Origin of the sequence: Bacillus sp. cl95 (genome assembly GCF_900115925.1) — a bacterium.
In the GTDB taxonomy this organism is placed as follows: Bacteria; Bacillota; Bacilli; order Bacillales; family Cytobacillaceae; genus Neobacillus_A.
On the sequence record NZ_FOYF01000002.1, the window covers coordinates 546,230 to 570,737 of the forward strand.

Sequence of the window (24,508 nt, forward strand, 5' to 3'; positions counted from 1 at the left end):
AATGGAAGATCATTTAAAGGATTTCATGCATTTTCTTATCGTGGAAAAAGGTCTTGCGAAAAACACGATTGTTTCATATGAACGCGACTTAAAAAGTTATCTTCATTATTTAACTCAAGTCGAAACAATAACGGATTTAAATGTCGTGCAACGCACGCATATTGTCCATTTTCTCGGTCACTTAAAAGAACAAGGGAAATCGGCTAAGACACTGGCGAGACATGTTGCCTCTGTTAGGGCATTTCACCAATTCTTGATTAGGGACAAGGTTGTCGATCATGACCCGTCTGTCCATATCGAATCACCTCAAATGGAACGCTCCCTTCCTAAAGTCCTCAATCTCGAAGAAGTTGAGACGTTATTGGAATCTCCTAAAAATACGGATCATTATGGGATTAGGGATAAAGCGATGCTTGAACTGCTTTACGCAACCGGCATGCGGGTGAGTGAGTTAATCGGATTAGATAGCGGAAATATCCATTTGACTATGGGGTTTGTGCGATGTATCGGAAAAGGGAACAAAGAACGAATCATCCCAATTGGAAAAACGGCAACCGATGCAATCTTGAAATACTTAGAAAACGGAAGACCAAAGTTCATTTCTAAGAAACATAAAGAGGAAGCGCTTTTTCTCAATCACCAGGGAAAACGCTTAACTAGACAGGGTTTTTGGAAAATCCTAAAGAAGTTGGCAAGAGAAGCAGGTATTCAAAAAGATTTAACTCCTCATACATTAAGACATTCTTTTGCTACTCATTTGCTTGAGAACGGTGCTGATTTGAGAGCTGTGCAAGAAATGCTAGGGCATTCAGATATTTCAACAACACAAATTTATACACATGTCACAAAAACAAGACTTAAAGACGTCTATAGCAAATTTCATCCGAGAGCTTAATAGGTTCATAGAATTGTCAAAAAGCCGCTAAGAAATTAGCGGCTTCTATCTTGTAATTTCTTAAACTTCTAGTAAAATAGAGATGTCAGACTTCTGACTAATTAATAAACGGTTAATTAAATGGAACAAGGGTAACATACAGTTGAAAAAACCAAAACGCTCATGCAAGCGTTTACAGTTAAAAGGAGGAGCTCACATGTCTTCACATACATATAAACGTGTATTCTTAGTCGTAATGGACTCAGTTGGAATTGGTGAAGCGCCAGATGCAGCTGATTTTGGCGATAAAGGCTCAGATACACTTGGACACATAGCTGAAAAAATGAATGGTCTTAACATGCCAAATATGGGCAAACTTGGTTTGAGTAATATTCGGGAAATCAAGGGGATTGAAAAAGCTGATAAGCCCCTTGCTTTTTATACGAAGATGCAAGAAGCTTCAAACGGAAAAGACACAATGACAGGACATTGGGAGATAATGGGCTTGAATATTCAAACTCCATTCCGTGTGTTCCCAGATGGATTCCCAGAAGAATTGCTTTCTCAGTTAGAAGCGGACTCTGGAAGAAAGATCATTGGTAACAAGCCTGCAAGCGGTACAGAAATATTAGACGAACTCGGCGAAGAACATATGAAAACAGGAGCGTTGATTGTCTATACATCGGCAGATTCTGTTTTACAGATTGCAGCTCACGAAGACATCGTACCACTTGAAGAACTTTACCGTATTTGTAAAGTTGCACGTGAATTAACATTAGATGAGAAATACATGGTTGGTCGCATTATTGCAAGACCTTTCACAGGTGAACCAGGAAACTTTAAAAGAACACCAAATCGTCACGACTACGCATTGAAACCATTCGACCGTACAGTAATGAATGAAATGAAAGATGCGAATCTAGATGTAATAGCAATCGGTAAGATTGCAGATATCTATGATGGTGAAGGTGTGACTGAGACGTTACGAACAGTCTCTAACATGGACGGAATGGACAAATTAAACCAAACTTTAGATATGGATTTCACAGGTATGAGCTTCTTAAATCTAGTTGACTTTGACGCTCTTTTCGGTCATCGTCGCGACCCAGAGGGATACGGAAAGGCGTTAGAAGAATTTGACGCAAGGCTGCCTGAAGTATTCGAGAAGTTGAAGGAAGATGACTTGTTGCTTATTACAGCAGACCACGGTAATGATCCAGTCCATCCTGGAACAGACCACACTAGAGAATATGTTCCGCTAATCGCTTATTCAAAAGGAATGGCTGAAGGAAAAGAACTGCCTATATGTGAAACATTTGCAGATATCGGTGCAACTGTCGCTGAGAACTTTAACGTGGCATTGCCTAAATACGGAAAAAGTTTCTTAAATGAATTGAAATAAAGGGGTATAAACATGAACTTTGATAAAATTCAAAATGCAGCTGAGTTTTTAAAGGGAAAATATGAACACCAACCGGTTATAGGTTTAATTCTAGGTTCAGGTTTAGGTGTATTGGCAGACGAAATCGAGAATGCAGTGAAAATTCCTTATGATCAAATCCCGGATTTCCCTGTTTCGACAGTTGAAGGTCATGCAGGGCAACTAGTGTTTGGTGATTTGAACGGTGTAAAAGTAGTTGCTATGCAAGGACGCTTCCACTTTTACGAAGGTTATACTTTCGAGAAAGTAACGTTCCCAGTTCGCGTTATGAAAGCATTAGGTGTTGAACAGCTAATCGTAACGAATGCAGCAGGTGGAGTGAATGAAAGTTTTGAGCCAGGGGATTTGATGATCATTACTGACCATATTAACAACATGGGATCGAATCCGTTAATCGGTCCGAATGATTCTCGTTTAGGAGTACGATTCCAAGACCTATCCGAAGCCTACTCAAGAGAATTGGCAAAGCAAGCTAAAGAAATTGCTTCAAAGCTAAATATCAACATAAGAGAAGGTGTTTATGTTGGTAATACAGGTCCTGTCTATGAAACACCAGCAGAAATAAGAATGTTTAGAACTTTAGGAGGAGACGCAGTCGGAATGTCAACTGTACCGGAAGTCATCGTTGCGCGTCACTCTGGTATGAAGGTTCTTGGAATTTCTTGTATTTCTAACATGGCAGCTGGAATCCTGGATCAGCCATTAACGCATGATGAAGTAATTGAAACAACTGAAAAAGTTAAAGGCGATTTCCTTCGATATGTGAAGGAACTTGTTAAGACATTTGGTAACTAAAGTTCAATCTTACATTAAAGGGTGATTAAATATGAGAATGGTTGACTTAATCGAAAAAAAGCGAGACGGCGAAGAGCTATCAACAGAAGAAATCAATTTTATTATTGATGGATATACGAAGGGATCAATTCCTGACTATCAAGTAAGTGCTTTTACAATGGCAGTATTCTTTAAGGGGATGACTGAGAAAGAAAGAGCAGATTTAACGATGGCAATGGTGAAATCAGGCGACCAAATCGATTTGTCCGCTATCGAGGGTGTGAAGGTTGATAAGCACTCTACAGGTGGAGTTGGCGATACAACTACACTAGTACTTGGGCCATTAGTAGCGGCTGTTGGCGTGCCTGTTGCGAAAATGTCAGGACGCGGATTAGGTCATACAGGTGGTACGATCGATAAACTTGAAGCAGTCGAAGGCTTCCATGTTGAAATCGAGAATGAAGAATTTATTGACCTAGTAAACAAAAATAAAATTGCAGTTATCGGACAGAGTGGCAACTTAACTCCTGCCGACAAGAAGTTATATTCTTTACGAGATGTAACCGCTACTGTTGACAGCATTCCCCTTATCGCAAGCTCGATCATGAGTAAGAAAATCGCTGCAGGTGCAGATGCAATTGTTCTAGACGTTAAAACAGGTGCTGGTGCATTCATGAAAACACTTGATGATTCTAAAGAACTTGCAAAAGCAATGGTTCGCATCGGTAATAATGTGGGCCGCAGAACAATGGCTGTTATTTCTGACATGAGCCAGCCGTTAGGTTATGCAATCGGTAATGCTTTGGAAGTGAAAGAAGCGATTGACACTTTAAAAGGTGAAGGTCCTGAGGATTTAACAGAACTTTCACTTGCGCTAGGAAGCCACATGGTATTCCTTGCAGGTAAAGCTCAATCATTAGAAGAAGCAAGAGAGATGCTGAAAAATGCAATGAAGGATGGTTCTGCTCTCGAGACATTCAAAGTATTCCTAAGCTCTCAAGGTGGAGATGCTTCTATCGTAGATCAACCTGAAAAATTGCCACAAGCTAAGTACATTTACGAATTGGAAGCAAAAGAAGACGGCTATGTGTCTGAAATTGTTGCTGATGAAGTAGGAACTGCAGCTATGCTTCTTGGTGCAGGAAGAGCAACGAAAGAATCTATTATTGATTTAGCAGTTGGTTTGATGCTCCGCAAGAAAATTGGCGATGCTGTTAAAAAGGGTGAATCACTCGTTACTATTTATAGTAATTTTGAAGATGTTGAAACGGTAAAAGCAAAGCTATACGAAAACATCAAAGTATCCTCTGAAAAAGTAGAAGCACCAGTTTTAATTCATGGTGAAATTACTGAATAATAAACAATGAAGCGTCCAGGAGAAATCCTGGACGTTTTTTTATGGTTTAGGAAATTTGTTCTTCAAAAGTGCATAGATTGGAAACTATTTACGGGAAATATTGTATAAAAATGACTTTAATGGAAAAAATGGAGGCTATAAAGAATGGAGGGTTATGTTTATGAAGCGAATTTTCTCCTTAATGGCAGCATTATTTCTATTAAACACGGTAGTTGTGCCTGCAGCATTTGCAGAGAAAAAAACAGAAGGTGGAAGCCTTGTTACCAATGTTAAATCAGCTATCTTAATTGAACGTGATACAGGTGCAGTGCTCTATGAAACAAACAGTGACGAAAAATTGCCACCTGCAAGTATGACGAAAATTATGACCATGCTTCTCATCATGGAAGCACTGGATGAAGGCAAGCTTAAAATGAATGAGAAAATACGAACGAGTGAATATGCAGCCTCTATGGGCGGTTCACAAATCTTTTTAGAACCTGGAGAAGAAATGACCACTCAGGAAATGCTAAAAGGCATTGCAATTGGATCCGGAAACGATGCTTCGGTGGCAATGGCAGAACGCATTGGTGGTTCAGAGGAAGCCTTCGTTGAGATGATGAATAAGAAAGCGAAAGAATTAGGTCTAACGAATACTTTCTTTAAAAATACAACCGGCCTTCCTGTGTCAGGTCATTATAGTACAGCTCATGACATGGCTATTATGGCAAAGGAATTGCTGAAATATGATGGCATTACAAAGTTTACAGGCACTTACGAAGCTTATTTGAGAGAAAAAAGTGACAAGAAGTTTTGGCTTGTGAATACCAATAAACTGGTTCGATTTTACCCAGGGGTTGATGGCCTAAAAACCGGTTTTACTGGCGAAGCAAAATATTGCTTGACTGCAACCGCTCAAAAAGATGGGATGCGAGTAATTGCGGTTGTGTTCGGGGCTCCTACTTCTAAGGAAAGAAACGCTCAAGTGACTAAAATGCTTGATTATGCTTTTAGTCAATATCAGACACAGGCAATGTATAAACGGAATCATCCACTCGGCAAAGCTGCAATTAGTAAAGGAAGCCAAAAAACTGTAGATGCTGTAACGAGTGAGCCCATTTCACTTTTAACCAAAAAGGGTGAAAAGACAGATGATGTTCAACAAAAAATCACGTTAAAACAAAATATTCAATCACCAATCCATAAAGGTGATCAAGTTGGAACGATCAAACTTATCAAAGATGGAAAGGTGCTTGTCGAAAGTCCTCTTATGGCTAAAGAAGATGTAAAAGAAGCAAATTGGTGGGTGCTTTATAAACGTTCATTCGGAATGTTTACAAAATCAGGAGAATAGCTAAAAAATGACACTAATTTTAGCGAATGTACACTAGTTTTGTCATGGTGGAAGGAAAACAAGCTTCAAAAGGAGAATGACTCACTATACAGGTAAAACTTTCTGAGGAGGGTGTCCTGTCAAGGGAAACAAAGCCCGATTTACATAAAATGATCGCTAGCGCTTTTATAAAGTGAGGCGGTATTTTATGTAGAGACCAGATTAAGGAGGCTAGTGATAGTGAGTCTTAATATTCATTTGGAAGTGAAGAATGACGTCCTTTGTATACGTCTTGGTGGAGAATTAGATCACCATACGGCAGAGAGTTTGCGAACTCAGGCATCAGCAGCGATTGAAAAGTACAGTATTCGCCACATTGTCTTAAATCTGGAGAACCTTTCTTTTATGGATAGCTCAGGTCTAGGCGTCATTTTAGGGAGATATAAACAAATTAAACAAGTTCATGGTGAAATGGTTGTGTGTGCGATCACCCCACCTATTCAACGTCTATTCGATATGTCGGGATTATTTAAGATTATCCGCTTAGAACCGACGGAAGAATATGCATTGCAAAGATTGGGGGTTGCCTAACCATGAAAAATGAAATGAACATTGAATTTAGTGCGCTTAGTCAAAATGAGTCGTTTGCCCGTGTTACAGTAGCTGCTTTTATTGCTCAGTTAGATCCGTCAATGGATGAACTGACAGAAATAAAAACAGTCGTTTCGGAAGCGGTCACAAACGCAATCATTCACGGGTATGATAACGACCCAAGTGGAAAAGTGTATATTTCCGTTTCTATTCAAGACGGATTTATTGAAATGACCATTAAAGATTATGGGATTGGAATCAGCGATGTTGAAGAGGCTCGCCAACCCTTGTTTACCACAAAGCCAGATTTAGAACGATCAGGAATGGGCTTTACCATCATGGAGAATTTCATGGATGAGGTAGAAGTTCAATCACAGCCAGGCACTGGAACCGCAATTAGATTACGTAAGCATTTAACTAAGAGTAAAATGCTTTGCAATTAAGGAGACTTGCCCATGGATGTGGAGGTCAAAAAAAATAATCAGACGTTTCTTAAGGATCATGAGGTAAAGGAATTAATTCAAAGAAGTCAAGACGGAGACCAGGATGCGCGAGATCTTATCGTGGAAAAAAATATGCGTCTTGTTTGGTCAGTCGTGCAAAGATTTATGAATAGAGGCTATGACCCGGATGACTTGTTTCAAATTGGATGTATAGGCTTGTTGAAATCCGTTGATAAATTTGATTTATCATATGATGTTAAGTTTTCAACTTACGCCGTGCCAATGATCATTGGTGAAATTCAAAGATTCATACGGGATGATGGGACTGTAAAAGTAAGCCGATCATTAAAAGAAATGAGTAATCGGATTCGAAAAGCCAAAGATGAATTATCTAAAATTCTTGGTCGAACGCCGACTCTTAATGAGCTTTCCGCGCACTTGGAATTACCTCCCGAAGATATCATTCTCGCTCAAGAGGCCAGCAGAACTCCTTCTTCCATTCACGAAACAGTTTACGAAAATGATGGAGATCCGATTACGCTGTTAGATCAGATTGACGACGGGAATAATGGGAAATGGTTTGATAAGATTGCGCTAAAAGAAGCAATTCGTGAGTTGGATGATCGCGAACGACTCATCGTATATTTAAGATATTATAAAGATCAAACACAATCGGAAGTAGCTTTGCGCCTAGGAATATCTCAAGTGCAAGTATCAAGACTTGAAAAAAGAATACTGCAACAAATGAAAGATCGGATGGACATGTAATGTCCTCGATCTTTTTTTTTTGCAAAAATTATGTATTTCTGCAAGCCACTTAAATGGTTAACCATTTTTTGGATTTCATGAAAAATGGCAAACTACCAATACTACCTATACAAGGAAATCAATGTGTGGGAAGTGAATGTTTTGGAAAAAACAATTTACATTCGCATGCGGCATAAGATCCAAGTCCGTCCGGATGAAAAAGTTTTGTTAGGTGCGATTGCCCAATTGATTGCTCCCGAAGAGATATTTAATGGAGTTAAAAATCTATGTATGCATCAAGTTTCTAGAGAAGATAGAAATATCGTAGTCATTGATGTGATGAAAGTGATAGCAGCGATAGCAGAAGTCTTTCCAGACGCTGAAGTGCAAACAATGGGTGCATCACAATCCATTGTGGAAGTTGTGTATAAGAAGAAAGGGGTGTCATTACCCTTTTTTCTTCTTATATGGTTTTTGCTCTTTTTTGGTTCTGCCCTTGCGATTATGAATTTCCATGAAGATGTGAGTATGCAAAGTGTGCAACAGGAATTGTATACAATCATTACAGGGAAAAAAGTAGTGAAGCCGTTGTTATTTCAAATCCCTTATTCAATTGGTCTCGGGTTAGGAATGATTTTATTCTTTAATCATGTGTTCAAAAAGCGGATTAATGAAGAACCAAGTCCGCTTGAAGTCGAAATGTTTAACTACCAGCAAGCGTTAGATAACTATGTGATTATGCATGAAAATAAAGAAAGTATGAAAAATCTACATGATCATTAGCATCTTACTTGTTATTTTTATAGGAATATCTGGCGGGTTGGTAGTAGGTGCTGGCTTTGTAGCATTCTTAACCGTTCTGGGAATCATTCCGAGACTGACACAATTGACGAAGACAATGAAAATGATTCACTACTATGAATGGGCAGTAGTGGCGGGTGCTGTATCAGGAACAGCAGCAAGTTTAAGGGATCCAATTTTGGGACTATCTCCATATGTTCTTATTCCGCTAGGACTCGCAGGTGGAATATTTGTTGGAATGCTTGCAGCTGCTTTGACTGAAGTATTGAATGTTCTTCCTATTCTAATGAAAAGGGTAGGCGTTGACGGGAAAATTGTCATTCTTCTCATGGCAATCGTTCTAGGGAAAATGTGTGGGTCCATATTCCACTGGGTGTACTTTGTAAAACACTAAGAACGGTGAAAGGGCGTAAGCAAATGAGTGTGAGGCGGAAAGTCATATTGATTACTGATGGAGATGAATACGCAACGAGAGCTGTGAAGCTTGTTGCTAAGGAAGTAGGGGGACGATGTATTTCCATGTCCCATGGAAACCCATCGGTACTTTCAGGCCAAAAATTAGTAGAACTCATTTTAAAGACACCATTTGATCCTGTCCTAGTGATGTTTGATGATAGTGGCTATGTTGGGGAAGGTGCAGGAGAACGAGCGCTGAAGTACGTTGCTTTACATCCTGAGATAGAAGTTCTTGGAGCGATTGCAGTAGCATCTAGCTCAAGAAAAGAAGAATGGACTAGGGTGAACGTCTGTATTGACCGAGATGGAGTGCTTACGCCATATGGAGTGGATAAATACGGGATACAAGAATTGGAAATTGGAAGACTAAATGGTGATACAGTCTATTGTTTAGACGAGTTGAAAATTCCTTTCGTTGTAGGGATAGGAGATATAGGAAAGATGGCACGAAAAGACGACTTCGAAAAAGGCGCACCTATCACAAGAAAAGCAGTGGAACTCATTTTGGAAAGGAGCGGTTTTTATGGCTCAAGATCAGAAACAGAAAACACCAATTCCAGAATCAGTCGATAAAATTGAACAATATATGAAAGATCGGGTAGGACTTGGTGTAAGCTTTGATTTAGGTGTAAGAAAGCTAAAGATATTAAGAAAAGACGTCCAATTCTATTATGTAAACGGCTTATGTGATACAGCATTTATTGTTGAGATAATCGAAGAATTAGTTAGAATCAATGATCATGAGAAATTGTCTACAAATTTGTTTCATATAGTCGAGAATCGTCTCGTCAATCAGTCCGTTCAACCAATAACAGCCATGGAAGACCTGGTTACGTCAGTACTTTCCGGATTAATCGTAGTTGTCGTCGAGGGTTCTGATGTAGCACTTGTAGTAGATGTGAGGAGTTATCCAGGAAGGTCACCTCAGGAACCAGACACAGAAAAGGTTGTAAGGGGTTCCCGAGATGGCTTTGTAGAAAACATCATCCTAAATACGGCTCTGACAAGAAGAAGAATTCGTGATGAACGCCTTCGATTTGAAATGCTTCCGAAGGTAGGAGAAAGATCGAAGTCAGACATTGCTCTTGGATATATAGATGGAGTTGCAGATCCAGACCTCATTGATATCATCAAAAAAGAAATTGCTGCAATAAAGATAGACGGTATGACGATGGCAGATAAAACGGTAGAAGAATTCATCGTAAAACAAGGGTATAATCCATATCCCTTGGTGCGATATACGGAACGTGCAGATGTAGCAGCCACACACTTGTTAGAAGGACATGTCATTATTTACGTTGATACTTCACCGAGTGTAATTATCACTCCTACCACATTTTTTCATCATGTACAGCATGCTGAAGAATACAGACAATCTCCAGCAGTTGGAACTTTTGTGCGTTGGACAAGATTTCTAGGGGTATTTTCATCTCTATTCCTGTTGCCATTATGGTTCTTATTTGTACTTGAGCCATCTTTGCTTCCAAAAAGCATTGCGTTTATTGGCCCAAACGAACAGACGAATATACCGGTAGTCATTCAAATATTTATGGCGGATTTTGGGATTGAATTCCTAAGGATAGCGGCCATTCACACCCCAACCCCACTTTCAACTGCCATGGGCTTGATTGCGGCTGTAATGATTGGACAAATTGCCATTGACGTAGGTCTATTTGTTCCAGAAGTTATTTTGTATGTGTCGTTGGCAGCTGTCGGAACGTTTACGACTCCAAGTTATGAATTAAGCGTGGCGAATAAGATTGTCAGATTAGTTTTATTAATTTTAGTTGCAGCATTCCACACGCCAGGTTATGTAATTGGAATTACGTTGTTTATCTTGTTCCTTGCAAATATGAAACCGCTAAACGCACCTTATTTATGGCCGTTCCTGCCGTTTAATCCAAAGGCATTTTTGCAGATCGTGGTAAGACGAGCAGTTCCAGGTTCAAAAATACGTCCAAGTATCGTTCATGCGCAAGACAGATATCGACAACCATGATTAAGGAATATCTACAATTGCGGAATATTCTGTTCTATGCTAAAGTAATTTAATTAAATAGTGACTTTTCATGATAAAAATAGACAGAGTTCTCTAGGAAGAATCTGTCTATTTGTTTATGATATATTTAACGAGTTTTGTTGGAGGAGAGGGATTACGGTGCATTACTATGGTACAACAAAAGTAAATGATAAGGGCCACCTCGAAATTGGTGGTTGTGATACGATTGATTTAGCAAGTAAATACGGTACACCTCTATATGTATATGATGTTGCCTTAATTAGAGAGAGAGCAAAAGGTTTTAAGGGGACTTTTGATAAACACGGAATAAAAGCTCAAGTTGCTTATGCAAGTAAGGCTTTTTCATCTGTGGCAATGATTCAATTGGCAGAAGAAGAAGGGTTATCATTGGACGTGGTTTCAGGGGGAGAATTATATACAGCTGTTGCCGCAAACTTTCCTGTCCGCAAGATTCATTTTCATGGAAACAATAAAAGCTATGATGAACTGGAAATGGCTCTTGATTACAATGTTGGATGCATAGTTGTAGACAATTTTCATGAACTGCAACTGCTCGCATCACTTTGCGAACAAAAAAATAAAAAAATGGAAATCCTTTTGCGTGTGACGCCTGGTATTGAGGCTCATACTCATGATTATATTTTAACGGGTCAAGAAGACTCGAAGTTTGGCTTTGACCTTCAAAATGGACAGGCTGAAGAAGCTTTAAGGATATCTCTTGATTCAAATTGGATTGAAGTTTTAGGCTTACATTGTCATATTGGATCACAAATCTTTGATACAACGGGTTTCTTGCTTGCAACAAGAAAAATATTTGAGAAATTGAATGACTGGAAATCTGAATATGCTTTCGAATCGAAAGTCCTAAATTTGGGTGGAGGATTTGGAATCCGCTACACAGAAGAAGATGATCCAATTCCACCTGCGCAGTATGTTGAAGAAATCATTAAGGAAGTCAAAAAACAAATAGAACTTCATTCCATGAACCTGCCAGAAATCTGGATCGAGCCGGGACGTTCTCTCGTTGGAGATGCCGGAACGACTCTGTATCGTATTGGTTCTCAGAAAATTGTCCCGAACGTAAGAAAGTATGTTGCAGTGGATGGAGGCATGAGCGATAATATACGTCCTGCTCTTTATCAGGCTAAGTATGAAGCTGTTTTAGCTGAAAAACCGCTTGCTCTTAAATCTGAAACGGTCTCTATCGCAGGAAAATGTTGCGAATCAGGGGATATGCTTATTTGGGATTTGAAGCTTCCAAAGAGTGAAGATGGAGATGTATTAGCTGTATTTTGTACGGGTGCTTATGGATATTCAATGTCCAATAATTACAATCGCCTCCCTCGACCTGCTGTTGTTTTCGTTGAAAATGGTCAAGATAAGCTCGTTATCAAAAGAGAGACCTATGCGGATATGGTTCGACTTGACTTAAAATTGAATGAAAAAATTTGTAAATAGCTGCCGATTTCTACGGCAGTTTTCTTCTTTCTCGACGATGTATTCCTATTTTCTTAGTAGAATGGATTATTTTTTTGTTTTAGTGTAGAATAAATGAAATTAAGAAGGAATTATTTTTTACAGAAATATACAATTGATTTGAATAGTGGATAAAATAGGTTTAGGAAACAAAAGATGATTGTTCCATATAATATTTATCAAGCAGTCTTATTAAACAGTGCAGATCAAATCATGCCTAAAAGTATCGTACTTAAGAAGGCGTATTTAAAATAATGAGGGATCAAAATGTTGATTAGATATAAGAAATCGTTTGAAAAAATTGCAATGGGTTTATTATCCTTTATGCCAAGTGAAAAAGATTTGAAAAAACTTCTGCAAACAATGAAGCAATATGAAACTGAGGAAGAACGACAATTGTTTCTATGGAAGCAGCAGGAAGATATTATCGGTTTAATCGGAGTCTTGTTTGTCGATGACATAAATATGGAGATTCAGCACATTTCAGTTAATCCATCTCATCGTCACCAAGGTATTGGTAAAGAGATGGTAAAAGCCTTGCATGAATTATATCCTGCCAAGAGAATCACTCCAAGTGAAAATACTGCATCGTTTATAGAAAAATGTGATTTTATTAAAGACGAAACAAACAAAGGCAGCGAATAATTTATTCGCTGCCTTTTGTTTTGCTTCTTATGGCATTTTCGCGTTCGAGGATGACATCTGTACGATCTCGTGTCATATGTCTATGGAGTAATTCGTAATTATTGATATCACTGTCCTTGAGCCAATGGGTTCCTTTCTCAATACAAGTTTTTTTACACAATTCAATGAGCTCTCGATCTGAAAGAGGTAATATCACACTTTGATAATCCTTGTGATCTTCAATTTTTTTGATAAGTTCGTTGATTAATCCCATAAATAGTTTTGGATCGATTCCAAGATCACGAAGATTATTTTCTTTGTCGGTGAAAATGCCCTTTGCTTTGCCGATAGTTCTCAATGCACCAGAAAAATTGTTTCTTCGGTGATGATAAGTGGAAACGGCTAGAAGGATAAGTCCAACCCAAATGGATGCTTTATTGCCATTGTCTGTTTCTTTCCAATATTCTTCGAGAATTTCGTGGCATTCAAAATAATCTCGGTCCCCATGGAAGTGAACCAAGTAATCCACATATGCTTTTGGGTACAAAGTAGCACCACCTTTTTCATGAAATAGTTTGAGTTTATCATATCATAGGCTCGGATTCTTTTAATAATCGAAAAGAAGTTTAAAGGGAAAATGATAAAAGCCCGTCATCCAAAAGGAAACGGGCAATTGTTTTTAGGTTAAGATTTTTGTTCTTTTTCTTAATTAGAAGCGGCTTTGTGGTTTAGAACCAAGAAGCACCAACGATGATTAACAAGATGAATAGCACCACAATTAGTGCAAAACCTGAACCGTATCCGCAATGTCCACCAGACATATTAAAACCTCCTGTTTAAATAATGTTTGTTTTCTCTTTCATCATATGTAAGACCGGAAAAAACGTTATAGGCGTTTGCCCCAATTAAATGAAAGAATGAGTCCTAAGGTTAAATTTCTATTGGACAACGAATATGAATACTCTATACTTAAAGTAGCCATGCCTATGGCAAATCTTTTCAAGAAATAATGGTGAGAAATTTGCAATACAACGTGAAACTGGATGCGTTTGAAGGTCCATTAGACTTACTTTTACATTTGATTAACACACTTGAAATTGATATATACGATATACCTGTTTCAAAGATAACGGAACAATACTTACTGTACATCCAAACAATGAAGGAATTGAAGTTGGATATTGCAAGTGAATATTTAGTAATGGCAGCTACGTTGTTAGCTATCAAAAGTAAAATGCTTTTGCCGAAGTATGAAGAAGATTTATACGATGATGAAATGGAAATCAACCTTGAACAAGATCCGCGTGACGAGTTGGTGGAAAGATTAATTGAATATAGAAAATATAAAGAAGCTGCGCATGATTTAAAGAATTTAGAAGAAGAACGTGGATTAATGTATACAAAGGCACCGAGTGACCTAACAGATCTTGGAAAAGAAGAAAAATTTGTAAGAGAAGAACTCAATGTGTCACTTTACGACATGCTCAGTGCATTCCAAAAACTGATGAGAAGAAAAAAACTGCAACGTCCCATGACAACGAGGATTGCCAGACAGGAAATTTCTATTGAAACGAGAATGTCAGAAATTATAAAAGAGCTAAAAGCCATTAAAAGAAGAATCAGTTTTAATGAGTTGTTCCCAATTTATCAGCGTGAACACATTGTCGTTACATTCCTGGCTGTTTTAGAACTAATGAAACGGAATGAAATAAAAGCTGAACAAGAAGAAAATTTCGGGGAAATATTTGTTGTAGCATCGGAAGGAGCAGAATCAATTGGACATCATTAATTGGAAAGGCATCTTAGAAAGTCTATTGTTTGCTGCGGGGGATGAAGGACTTTCTCTAAAGCAAATTTCTGCGGTTCTTGAGGTGGAAGAACATAAAGTGCTTGAAATTATCAACGAGCTTAAGCAAGGTTATGACCAAGATTCAAGCAGAGGAATAACACTTGTTAACTTGGCTGGGGTATATCAGCTAGCTACTAAGAAGGAAAATGTACAGTTCCTTAAGAAATTGGTGGAATCTCCAAATACAAACACGCTTTCACAAGCTGCTTTAGAAACTTTGGCCATTGTTGCATATAAGCAGCCTATAACAAGAACTGAAATTGAGGAAATTAGGGGTGTAAAAACAGAGCGTCCTCTACAGACCCTAATGGCAAAAGTTCTAATTAAAGAAGTGGGTAGAGCAGAAGGAACTGGAAGAGCCATACTATACGGTACAACGAAGGAATTCCTTGATTATTTTGGACTTAGAAGTTTGGATGAATTGCCTCCTTTAACTGACAAAGTGGAAGAAGACTTTGTTCAGGAAGAAGCTGATTTATTCTTTGAAAAGTTTCAGGATACTGTTAATTCATAGCTTCAAAAGACAGTAGCAACTTAAAATATGTTAAAATATTCGTAATCAATCAAATTGTTCAAAATATTTTACATAGGCTATGAATTTTCTGTGTTTTGTTGATTGGAGCGGAAATCAACAGGCAAGTTTTTCAAGAGCCTAGAAATAAGGAGGAATCTTCATGCTGATTAAAGAATGTAAAGGTTATGAATTGGAAAAAGAAAAGTCAAATACCTCAGAAGATTTTTTTAATCGAAGTGAAGTGGTATTTAATGAGAATGGACAAACGAAGACATTGCATATCTTATACTTAAGATACTTTGATGAGCTAGCACAAGAGATCACAGGTCTTGATCATGATCCACTATTCACTGCAAATGCTAGAGAAGTAACTTTTAAAGATGTAGTAGCAGTGGTTTGTTTGTTGAAAAATCCTGATCTAAGGAATAGAAAAAGATTATACATAAATTCCAAACATGAAATGGCTTCCTATTTTAAAGATGTTGATTTAAAAAAGTTGCCAACTATATTTGAGTCTCTTGATCAAAAAGGTGGTTATCCACTTGATTCGCCGTTGTCATTTATTGTCCAGACTAATTAAACATTAGAAACCTGCGGAGGTGTAAATTTGGGAAATACAATTGTGAAATCACAGCTTGAAGATGTACAAAGTTTCTTAAAGAAAACAAATAACAGTTTAGAAGATTTCTTGAATGAAACTACCTTGTCAACTTTGAATACTGAACAAGAAGGGGACGCAGATTATTATAAAGCCATTTTGAGTAATCTTCGCAAACTTCTCGTATATAGTGAAGAAAGTGCAGAAACTTGCCTTCTTTTATTGCAGGGAGATCCATTCCAAAAGGCTCCTGCTGAAAAAATATTATATAAAATATATCATCAATGCATCGAAGAATTTTTCTCACCGAAAAATGATGCCTGGACAGAGGATAGTCGCTCCGCCTATACGGGTCAAAATTCCATAAAGTTTTATAAACAAGTGCCAGAAAGATTGACCCATTTGATGAAAGGGCTAGAAGGTGACTTTCAAAAAATGAGAGAAGATCTCGAATATTACGAAACTGATTACCGAACAAAAATGCTTCAATCAAAATAAGTTGTGAAAAGAGTGCCTTACAGGGGTACTCTTTTTTTGTGGTCTAGGAATTTTTATAATAAATTAATGTGGATAACTTTCTACGTTTTTCTAATAATCCAGCTCCAGCGCCCAGCCCCTCGGGGTTGTTTCCTAATGCCGAAACAACCTCGGTCATAAGCCAAATCACTTCAGAAATCAGGACAAGGAAAGCTTCGGCAGCATTAACATCGCACGAAGAAAAAGCGATAGCTTTTTCGAGGATGACTGCGTGATTCGTCTTTTGCCTGTCGGGGCTAAACAGGGCGCTTGCGCCTTTTGTTCCTTCTGTTGAACCATTTCCTTAGGCTTTCATAAAATAAGAGATAGCCTAGGAAAGAAGGGTCGGAGATGAATCAATTTAAAAGTTACGTTAAAGAACTATTCGAATGGAATTCACAAATGAAAGATCTTTTAGAAGCAGAAGAAGTAGGAAAGAGTGAAGAAGTTTGGAGAAGTTTAAATGGATTTGTTGAAGTGTTGGAAGGGATATCAAAACCCCTTACAAACGAAGAGATGTTGGCTTTACAAAAACAAGCAGAGAAGATCCATGATAATATGGAAGATTACTTTTTAAGACAACAGGAATTTGGCAATGCACGTGTACAAGAAGCCATGATACCACCAGGAAAACATACATTGCCACCTCTCCCATATTCCTTTGAGGCACTAGAGCCATTTATTGAAAGAAAAATAATGGAGTTGCATCACGATAAGCATCATCAATCTTATGTTGATGGACTTAATAAAGCAGAGTTGCAACTGCAAAAAGCACGACTCCAAAATGATTTTACACTAGTAAAGCATTTTTCCAGGGAACTTGCCTTTCATGGATCAGGTCATTACTTACACACTATTTTTTGGAACAACATGAAACCAAACGGAGGGGGGCAACCAGGAGGGCGTCTTCTCAAAGAAATCATCCAATACTTTGGTAGCTTTGATGCATTTAAGAATCATTTTACAGAAGCAGCAAAGCAAGTGGAAGGATCGGGTTGGGCTCTCCTAGTCTGGTCACCTCGTTCGAGACATCTTGAGGTACTTCAAACTGAGAGTCATATGCATTTGACACAATGGGATACGATTCCTTTATTGGTTCTTGACGTCTGGGAACATGCTTATTACCTGCAGTATAAGAATAACAGGGCTGAGTATGTGAAAAATTGGTGGAATGTAGTGAATTGGAAGGATGTAGAGACTCGATTTGAAAAAGCAAGACAATTGAAATGGGAAGCTTTTTAATCCATATTCAAAATATTTTATATGAGAGCGTGACACTTAGCTGGTGTAAAAAAGCTTTAGTTGTAGAGGTTGAAATACTTTTATCTTGCGAAAACAACGGTTTTCGCTTTTTTATTTTATGTGTTGAACTAGTCATAACCCTCCCTCTTAAGCCATAAACTTGTACAAACTATACAAGGAGACGAGGTATCTCATGAAATTGATTTGGAAGCCGGTCATTTATGCACTCATCGCGGTTCTACTCTTTATGAACGCACCTCAAAAAGTGGATGCTTCTGTTTCCGTAAGTGCAAAAAGTGCGATTCTTATGGAACAGAAATCAGGACGAGTCCTTTTTGAGAAGGATGCTCATAAAGTACGAAGGATAGCGAGTATCACAAAAATCATGACCGCAATACTTGCGATTGAATCTGGAAAGATGGATGAGGAAGTTAAAGTTTCCGGGAGAGCAATTAAGGCAGAGGGTTCTTCCGTTTATCTTAAAGAGGGTGAAAAAATAAAACTGGAGCATCTAGTTTATGGACTCATGTTAAGATCCGGAAACGACACAGCAGTAGCCATAGCAGAACATGTTGGTGGAAGTGTGGAAGGGTTTGTTTATTTAATGAATCAAAAAGCTCAGGAAATCGGTATGACCAAGACACATTTCTCTAATCCCCATGGACTTGATGATCACGAACAGCATTACTCCACAGCTTACGACATGGCCTTGCTTACCCGTTATACAATGAATAATGAAACATATAAAAAGATTGCCGGTTCAAAACTTCATCGTGCCCCTAATCCAACTGAAAAATGGGACAGGGTATGGAAAAATAAAAACCGATTGCTAAATAAATATCAATATTGTACAGGAGGAAAAACCGGTTATACAAAACGGGCGAAGAGAACGCTCGTAACGACTGCAACAAAAGGAGATATGGACTTAATTGCCGTAACACTTAATGGTCCAGATGATTGGAACGATCATATATTCATGTTTGAAAATGGCTTTAAAAAGTATGACATGGCTGAGATTGCAGAAGAAGGGAAAATTAGTGCCGGGAAATCATCGTTTTATAAAAATAAGATCTATATCAATCACCCTATTCAATATCCTGTTACAAGTAAAGAGAGTAAAAAAATAAAACTTGAGTACAAATTGCTAAAGCCAAAAGAAGAATGGGATGATGAAGAAGATGTCCCAAGTGTTGTGGGAAATGCTGTTGTGTATATAGATGGAAGAGAGATTGAGAAAGTTCCTGTCTATTTCGAAAAGTCTAGTGAAGATAAAAAGAGCTTATTCGAGTTTTTTGATAATATCTTCACATCCATGATAGGGATTAAGAGCGATGGTTAATTATATATGGGTGGCTATGACTCTTATCGGAATCGTGTTTGCCCTTATCAATGGCACTATGAATCAGGTGAACGAAGCTATTTTTAGCGGTGCAAAGGATGCAGTTTCCTTATGTATAGGTTTAATTAGCATACTTGTATTTTGGCTTGGAATGATGAAAATTGCAGAGGATTCAGGGTTGCTTTCTAAACTTACCGCTTTATTCCGACCGTTGATTGTCAGGCTCTTTCCAGATGTTCCGAAGCAACACCCAGCTATGGGGTATATTCTTTCAAATATGATAGCCAATATGTTTGGACTAGGGAATGCGGCTACCCCACTCGGAATCAAAGCGATGGAACAATTAAAGGAATTAAATGGAGGGAAAACGGAAGCAAGCCGATCTATGATTACTTTTCTAGCTATCAATACTTCAAGTATTACTTTAATTCCAACGACAGTGATCGCGATTCGGATGAATTACAATAGTGCTTCGCCCACAGATATTGTGGGTCCTACATTAATAGCCACTATAATATCGGCAATCGGTGGGATTTTAATAGATCGATATTTTCATTATCGAAGAAGTCGCAAAGGATGATATAACATGGCATTTATTTCCCTCATTTCACTATGGTTCATCCCAGTGTTAATAGGATCTATTCTTATTTATGGAACGATGAAAAAAGTACCTACTTATGAAAGTTTCGTAGAAGGAGGAAAAGAAGGAATAAAAATAGCCATCTCCATCATTCCCTTTTTAGTTGGTATGATGGTTGCAATCTCTGTTTTTAGAGCTTCGGGAGCCCTTGAGCAATTGATGGTCTTCATTCGTCCTTTAGTTGAAAAGATTGGTATCCCAGCAGAAATTGTTCCTCTTGCCATTATAAGACCTATATCTGGGACAGCCGCTCTTGGAATGACAAGCGATATTATTGCCGCAAATGGACCTGATTCTTTTGTTGGGCGACTTGCTGCCACATTACAAGGAAGTACAGACACGACTTTTTACGTATTAACGGTCTATTTTGGAGCCGTTGGCATTCGAAAGATGGGCGATGCAGTGAAGGTTGGTTTGCTTGCCGATTTGGTTGGAATTATCGCAGCCGTAGTTATTGTTACCATTGTTTTTGGTGGAAAATAGGAGAATCCTCTTTTTATTTTACAATAAAAAGAGGATTTTTTTTTATTGTTGGTTAGCTTACTTTGAAAACAAGGGGAATTGTGTCATAATTCATTAGGATACAATTTAGTTAAGATAACTTAGATTAGAATATTATGAGGTGGCATAGATGGAAAGATTGCAAAAAGTGATTGCGCACGCTGGTGTTGCATCAAGACGAAAATCCGAAGACTTAATAAAAGAAGGCAGAGTGAAGGTAAACGGCAAGGTGGTAAAGGAACTTGGAATCAAAGTATCCCCATCAGATAGAGTTGAAGTTGATGCAGTGCAGATTCAAAGAGAAGAACCTGTTTACTATATGTTTTATAAACCGCGCGGAGTTATTTCTAGTGTAAAGGATGATAAAGGTAGAAAAGTGGTTACGGATTTTATGCCACAAATGCTTGAACGAATTTATCCAGTTGGACGCCTTGATTATGATACGTCTGGATTGCTTCTACTGACCAATGATGGGGAATTTGCCAATTTACTCATGCACCCAAGAAATGGTGTAGAAAAGTTATACGTAGTAAAGACGAAGGGGATTCCTGCAAAAGAGCAACTTAGAAAGCTTGAAAGAGGGATCATGCTGGAAGATGGAAAAACAGCACCTGCCAGAGTGAAAATGCTTTCTGTTGATAAACAGAAAAACACGGCTATCGTGGAAATTGTTATTCATGAAGGAAGAAATCGACAAGTAAGAAGAATGTTCGATGCCATCGGTAATGAAGTACTTAAGTTAAAAAGGGAACGTTATGGTTTCCTTACTTTGCAAGGATTAAGTACAGGTCAAACAAGGGAATTGACACCACATGAAGTTAAGCAACTGAGAGCGATGGCAATGGAATCTGGTAGGAAAAATTCATAGAAGTGTCACATTTCGCCAATTTCGAAAACACTATTTTAATGATAAAAAATGTTATAATTTAATTCATGCTTAAAAAGTGGAATGTTTTGGGGGTTACTTAATGAAGAAGAAAAGGTTGATGACAAGAACAGTCATCCTACTCATTCTAGGGGCAGCTGTGGCATATACATTGTACGCAAACTTTACAAAAGATGATTCAAAACGAGTGGCTGTTGGAGAGCAGGCCCCAGATTTTATTGTAACGGATTTAAATGGTAATAAACACAGACTTTCAGAATATAAAGGTCAGGGCGTATTCTTAAACTTTTGGGGTACTTTCTGCAAGCCTTGTGAAAAAGAGATGCCTTATATAAATAATCAATATCACCAATTTAAGGATCAAGGCGTGCAGGTACTAGCCCTTGATGTGAAAGAATCTGAACTTGTCGTCTCCAAGTTTGTTGAGCGTCATCAATTGGATTTTCCAGTGGCTATAGATACAGATGGACAAATCCAGGATGCATACGGAATTGATCCAATTCCTGCAACGTTCCTGATAGATAAAGAGGGGAAAGTTGTGAAGTACTATACCGGTCAATTAACCGAAGCAATGGTAAAAGATTTTATGGAACAAATTAAACCATAAGTTACGGGGAGTTTTATTAAATGAAAGAAGTAAAATGTGAGTGTGGTCATGTAAATCCACATGGTACCATACTTTGCGAGGCATGCGGCAAAGTTCTGGATGAGAGAGAAAAAGAAAAGCAACTTATTGATATGCGTTACGAAGGCAGTGCTAGACGGTCCCAAACTTACAATAAGACAATCGTGGATAAGATTTGGAACTTCTTTTCGTCGGTTAAAGTAGGGGTATGGCTCATCGTTTTAACGTTGATTGCCTCTTCACTCGGTACCATCCTACCTCAGGAAATGTATATTCCAAACATAATGCCTGTAGCAGATTACTACGAACAGGAATATGGTTGGTTCGGGAAATTGTACTATGACTTAGGGTTCCACAATTTATATAGCTCATGGTGGTACTTAATCTTAATTGCATCCATAGGAGTATCATTGGTTATTTGTAGTTTAGACCGAGTTATCCCACTTTACCGAGCGTTAAAAGCGCAAAACGTTACAAGGAATGAAGGATTTCTAAAAAGGCAACGCGTTTATGGAATTGCTACTGAGACGATTAACGAGCAAGAGTTATCCAAAGCAGTAGAAGGTTTGAAAGCAAAAAGGTACCAAGTGAGAGAATCTCAAGGTGACATATTAGCCGAAAAGGGCCGCTTTTCTCGTTGGGGACCATATGTAAACCATATTGGACTAATTATTTTCCTCTTCGGAGCAATGTTGCGTTTTGTACCAGGGATGTATGTCGATAAGATCCTTTGGATTCGTGAAGGAGAGACAAAAGCTATCCCGGGAACAGAGGGGAAATATTATTTAAGTAATGATAAATTCACTCTAGAACTCTACGATAAACAAAAGGATAAAGAAGTATTCCAGAATGCACTAGATAAAGCAGGAAATGTCGTGAAGACGTACCAATCAGATGTTGTCCTCTATAAAAAGGAAGGCAATACTGTACCAGGTGAAAAGCCAACCTTGAAAAAAATGAAAGATTTTAAGATTAAAGTAAATGAACCATTGAAATTTGGAGATTTTGCTTTATATCAAGTTGACTATAAGTTGGATGAGTTAAACAAAATGACATTCACTCTTTCACAGAAAGAGTCTCAAAAGACATTTGGCGATCTTACAATTGATCTTTATGAGCCAAAAAAGAAGTATGACTTAGGAAATGGTTATTCAGTTGAACTCTTAAGCTATTTCCCTGATTTTGAGTTTGATAAGAGTAAGGGTGGAGAGCCAAGAACCAAATCTCGAATCCCAAATAACCCTGCATTCGTTTTTAAAATGTTCAGTCCTGAGCATCCAGATGGAGAAGTTAGCTTCACTGCAATCAGGCAGACATTGGAACCTCTTGGCGAAAATGAATACAAGATGGAGTTTAAAGGTGTAGAAACAAAAAATGTCGCAGCTCTAACGGTGAGAGTTGACAAGACTTTATGGATCATCGGTTTAGGTGGCCTAGTCTTTATGATTGGAGTCATCCAGGGTATGTATTGGAATCACCGAAGAATCTGGGTTCAGAGAAAAGGTGATCAAATCATGATCGCTGCTCATACGAACAAGAACTGGTATGGGCTTAAGCGAGATATTGAGTTTGTATTGGCAGGCACGAATATGATTATGCCTAACGATCAGGTTCAAAATGCAAAGATGGACAAGGGGGATACCGAAGATGGTAGCCATAAGCAGTAATTTATTATTTACGGCATTTATCTTATATTTAGTTGCTATTCTGTTATTTGGGGGAGCGATTAGGTCAAAAAAAGATCTAGATGCAAAAAAAGGATCGAATAAATGGGGGAAGTTGGCGATCGTCGTCACGGTCATTGGTTTTATTGCGCAAGTAGGGTATTTTATTACCCGTTGGATTGCAGCAGGCCACGCTCCTGTTAGTAATTTATTCGAGTTTACAACATTCTTTGGAATGGCAATGGTAGGAGCATTTATTGTCATTTACGCAATTTATAGAACACCATTACTTGGGCTATTCACCTTGCCAGTAGCTGTTTTAGTCATCGCTTATGCAAGCATGTTTCCAAGGGACATTTCTCCTTTGATTCCTGCATTACAGAGTTATTGGCTTCATATTCATGTAACAACCGCAGCACTTGGAGAAGCTATTCTGTCAATCAGTTTTGCGGCTGGATTGATCTATTTGGTGAAAATGGTTGATCAAACAAAAGCGAGCAAACGTACATTTTGGCTTGAAGTTGTAATGTTCGGACTTATTACTACTTTAGGTTTTGTTGTTATTTCCAGTATTTTTTCAGGTATTGACTATAATGCAAAATTTGAATGGGTTGAAAAGAACGGTAATAAGGCAGATATGGAATTCAAGATGCCAGCACTTACTGGACCTAATGAAGGGGTTCTGTTAACAGATGGAAGCTTTGAACCACTTTTTGAAGTTCCCGCTTTCATCAATGCTAAGAAATTAAATACAGTTATATGGTCTCTCATGACAGGACTTGTCCTATATGGTTTACTCAGAGTGATTTTAAGGAAGAGAATAGCAGCAACTTTGAAACCTCTGGTGAAAAATATAAACCTTGATTTAGTAGATGAAATAAGTTATCGATCTGTATTGATTGGTTTCCCAGTATTCACACTTGGGGCACTCATTTTTGCAATGATTTGGGCACAAGTTGCCTGGACGCGATTCTGGGGCTGGGATCCTAAAGAGGTATGGGCTTTAATCACATGGTTATTCTATGCAGCATTCTTACATCTTCGCCTCTCTAAAGGTTGGCATGGAGAAAAGTCAGCATGGTTAGCAGTACTCGGCTTTGTCATTATCATGTTTAACCTAGTAGCAGTTAACTTAGTTATTGCAGGGTTACACTCATACGCAGGATCTTAAGATTAATAAGCTATAATTTAATAGCCTTCACTTTTTAAAGTGAAGGC

General features: G+C 38.2%; 28 protein-coding genes. 26 read left to right on the forward strand and 2 right to left on the reverse strand.

Features of this window, described 5'->3' with window-relative positions:
* Window position 1: 1 nt before the first annotated feature.
* From xerD to BMZ31_RS08035, 14 genes are all read left to right on the forward strand, one after another.
* Window positions 2-895, forward strand: coding sequence for a site-specific tyrosine recombinase XerD (gene xerD, locus BMZ31_RS07970; RefSeq protein ID WP_090831193.1), 894 nt, complete (start codon window positions 2-4; stop codon window positions 893-895).
* A gap of 196 nt (window positions 896-1,091) precedes the next feature.
* Complete coding sequence (deoB, locus tag BMZ31_RS07975) at window positions 1,092-2,276, forward strand: phosphopentomutase (RefSeq protein ID WP_090831194.1); 1,185 nt, start codon at window positions 1,092-1,094, stop codon at window positions 2,274-2,276.
* Between the two features lie 12 nt (window positions 2,277-2,288).
* Window positions 2,289-3,110, forward strand: a complete 822-nt coding sequence (locus BMZ31_RS07980) for a purine-nucleoside phosphorylase (protein WP_090831195.1) — start codon at window positions 2,289-2,291, stop codon at window positions 3,108-3,110.
* Between the two features lie 31 nt (window positions 3,111-3,141).
* Window positions 3,142-4,446: a pyrimidine-nucleoside phosphorylase gene (locus tag BMZ31_RS07985; protein ID WP_090831196.1), complete on the forward strand. Its 1,305-nt coding sequence runs from the start codon at window positions 3,142-3,144 to the stop codon at window positions 4,444-4,446.
* 160 nt (window positions 4,447-4,606) lie between these two features.
* Complete coding sequence (locus BMZ31_RS07990; RefSeq protein ID WP_090831197.1) at window positions 4,607-5,779, forward strand: D-alanyl-D-alanine carboxypeptidase family protein; 1,173 nt, start codon at window positions 4,607-4,609, stop codon at window positions 5,777-5,779.
* A gap of 219 nt (window positions 5,780-5,998) precedes the next feature.
* Window positions 5,999-6,349, forward strand: a complete 351-nt coding sequence (gene spoIIAA / locus BMZ31_RS07995; RefSeq protein ID WP_090831198.1) for an anti-sigma F factor antagonist — start codon at window positions 5,999-6,001, stop codon at window positions 6,347-6,349.
* A 2-nt stretch (window positions 6,350-6,351) separates the two neighbouring features.
* On the forward strand, window positions 6,352-6,792 hold the full coding sequence (gene spoIIAB, locus BMZ31_RS08000) for an anti-sigma F factor (RefSeq protein ID WP_090831199.1): 441 nt from the start codon (window positions 6,352-6,354) through the stop codon (window positions 6,790-6,792).
* A 12-nt stretch (window positions 6,793-6,804) separates the two neighbouring features.
* A complete protein-coding gene (gene sigF, locus BMZ31_RS08005) occupies window positions 6,805-7,560 on the forward strand; it encodes an RNA polymerase sporulation sigma factor SigF (protein WP_090831200.1) in 756 nt (251 codons plus the stop codon).
* Between the two features lie 141 nt (window positions 7,561-7,701).
* Window positions 7,702-8,322, forward strand: coding sequence for a stage V sporulation protein AA (locus tag BMZ31_RS08010; RefSeq protein WP_090831396.1), 621 nt, complete (start codon window positions 7,702-7,704; stop codon window positions 8,320-8,322).
* Window positions 8,312-8,734 (forward strand): stage V sporulation protein AB, encoded by a 423-nt coding sequence (locus BMZ31_RS08015; RefSeq protein WP_090831201.1) that lies wholly within the window; start codon window positions 8,312-8,314, stop codon window positions 8,732-8,734. The genes BMZ31_RS08010 and BMZ31_RS08015 overlap by 11 nt, the downstream gene beginning before the upstream one ends.
* Before the next feature lie 23 nt (window positions 8,735-8,757).
* On the forward strand, window positions 8,758-9,369 hold the full coding sequence (locus BMZ31_RS08020; RefSeq protein WP_090831202.1) for a stage V sporulation protein SpoVABEA: 612 nt from the start codon (window positions 8,758-8,760) through the stop codon (window positions 9,367-9,369).
* The gene (locus BMZ31_RS08025) at window positions 9,320-10,795 is read left to right on the forward strand and encodes a spore germination protein (protein ID WP_090831203.1); all 1,476 of its coding nucleotides are present in this window, start codon (window positions 9,320-9,322) and stop codon (window positions 10,793-10,795) included. Before BMZ31_RS08020 ends, BMZ31_RS08025 begins: the two co-directional genes overlap by 50 nt.
* 159 nt (window positions 10,796-10,954) lie before the next feature.
* A complete protein-coding gene (lysA, locus tag BMZ31_RS08030; RefSeq protein ID WP_090831204.1) occupies window positions 10,955-12,274 on the forward strand; it encodes a diaminopimelate decarboxylase in 1,320 nt (439 codons plus the stop codon).
* Between the two features lie 285 nt (window positions 12,275-12,559).
* Window positions 12,560-12,937, forward strand: coding sequence for a GNAT family N-acetyltransferase (locus BMZ31_RS08035; RefSeq protein WP_090831205.1), 378 nt, complete (start codon window positions 12,560-12,562; stop codon window positions 12,935-12,937).
* 1 nt (window position 12,938) lies between these two features.
* Here the strand turns inward: BMZ31_RS08035 and BMZ31_RS08040 are convergent, their stop codons facing one another.
* Both BMZ31_RS08040 and BMZ31_RS08045 read right to left on the reverse strand, forming a co-directional pair.
* Entirely contained in the window at window positions 12,939-13,463 is a 525-nt protein-coding gene (locus BMZ31_RS08040; protein WP_090831206.1) for a DUF309 domain-containing protein, read from the reverse strand.
* A 181-nt stretch (window positions 13,464-13,644) separates the two neighbouring features.
* Window positions 13,645-13,737: a YjcZ family sporulation protein gene (locus BMZ31_RS08045; protein ID WP_090831207.1), complete on the reverse strand. Its 93-nt coding sequence runs from the start codon at window positions 13,735-13,737 to the stop codon at window positions 13,645-13,647.
* Between the two features lie 188 nt (window positions 13,738-13,925).
* Here BMZ31_RS08045 and BMZ31_RS08050 point away from each other — a divergent pair, with 188 nt between their 5' ends.
* The 12 genes from BMZ31_RS08050 to ccsB all read left to right on the forward strand — a co-directional run bounded on the left by BMZ31_RS08050 (window position 13,926) and on the right by ccsB (window position 24,461).
* On the forward strand, window positions 13,926-14,705 hold the full coding sequence (locus BMZ31_RS08050) for a segregation/condensation protein A (protein WP_139205921.1): 780 nt from the start codon (window positions 13,926-13,928) through the stop codon (window positions 14,703-14,705).
* A complete protein-coding gene (gene scpB, locus BMZ31_RS08055) occupies window positions 14,692-15,279 on the forward strand; it encodes an SMC-Scp complex subunit ScpB (protein ID WP_090831209.1) in 588 nt (195 codons plus the stop codon). Before BMZ31_RS08050 ends, scpB begins: the two co-directional genes overlap by 14 nt.
* Window positions 15,280-15,439: 160 nt before the next feature.
* Entirely contained in the window at window positions 15,440-15,859 is a 420-nt protein-coding gene (locus BMZ31_RS08060) for a hypothetical protein (protein WP_090831210.1), read from the forward strand.
* A gap of 27 nt (window positions 15,860-15,886) precedes the next feature.
* A complete protein-coding gene (locus BMZ31_RS08065; RefSeq protein ID WP_090831211.1) occupies window positions 15,887-16,375 on the forward strand; it encodes a YpuI family protein in 489 nt (162 codons plus the stop codon).
* Window positions 16,376-16,744: 369 nt separating this feature from the next.
* Window positions 16,745-17,635 carry a superoxide dismutase gene (locus BMZ31_RS08070; protein WP_090831212.1) on the forward strand — a complete coding sequence of 297 codons (891 nt, stop codon included), beginning with the start codon at window positions 16,745-16,747 and terminating at the stop codon, window positions 17,633-17,635.
* A 193-nt stretch (window positions 17,636-17,828) separates the two neighbouring features.
* Window positions 17,829-18,974 (forward strand): D-alanyl-D-alanine carboxypeptidase family protein, encoded by a 1,146-nt coding sequence (locus BMZ31_RS08075; protein WP_090831213.1) that lies wholly within the window; start codon window positions 17,829-17,831, stop codon window positions 18,972-18,974.
* Window positions 18,967-19,554, forward strand: coding sequence for a nucleoside recognition domain-containing protein (locus BMZ31_RS08080; RefSeq protein ID WP_090831214.1), 588 nt, complete (start codon window positions 18,967-18,969; stop codon window positions 19,552-19,554). The genes BMZ31_RS08075 and BMZ31_RS08080 overlap by 8 nt, the downstream gene beginning before the upstream one ends.
* A gap of 6 nt (window positions 19,555-19,560) precedes the next feature.
* Window positions 19,561-20,097 (forward strand): spore maturation protein, encoded by a 537-nt coding sequence (locus tag BMZ31_RS08085; RefSeq protein WP_090831215.1) that lies wholly within the window; start codon window positions 19,561-19,563, stop codon window positions 20,095-20,097.
* 148 nt (window positions 20,098-20,245) lie between these two features.
* Entirely contained in the window at window positions 20,246-20,983 is a 738-nt protein-coding gene (locus BMZ31_RS08090) for a pseudouridine synthase (protein WP_090831216.1), read from the forward strand.
* A gap of 100 nt (window positions 20,984-21,083) precedes the next feature.
* Window positions 21,084-21,608: a thiol-disulfide oxidoreductase ResA gene (resA, locus tag BMZ31_RS08095; protein WP_090831217.1), complete on the forward strand. Its 525-nt coding sequence runs from the start codon at window positions 21,084-21,086 to the stop codon at window positions 21,606-21,608.
* Window positions 21,609-21,628: 20 nt separating this feature from the next.
* Window positions 21,629-23,293 carry a cytochrome c biogenesis protein ResB gene (locus BMZ31_RS08100; RefSeq protein ID WP_090831218.1) on the forward strand — a complete coding sequence of 555 codons (1,665 nt, stop codon included), beginning with the start codon at window positions 21,629-21,631 and terminating at the stop codon, window positions 23,291-23,293.
* On the forward strand, window positions 23,274-24,461 hold the full coding sequence (gene ccsB / locus BMZ31_RS08105) for a c-type cytochrome biogenesis protein CcsB (RefSeq protein WP_090831219.1): 1,188 nt from the start codon (window positions 23,274-23,276) through the stop codon (window positions 24,459-24,461). The genes BMZ31_RS08100 and ccsB overlap by 20 nt, the downstream gene beginning before the upstream one ends.
* Window positions 24,462-24,508: the final 47 nt, after the last annotated feature.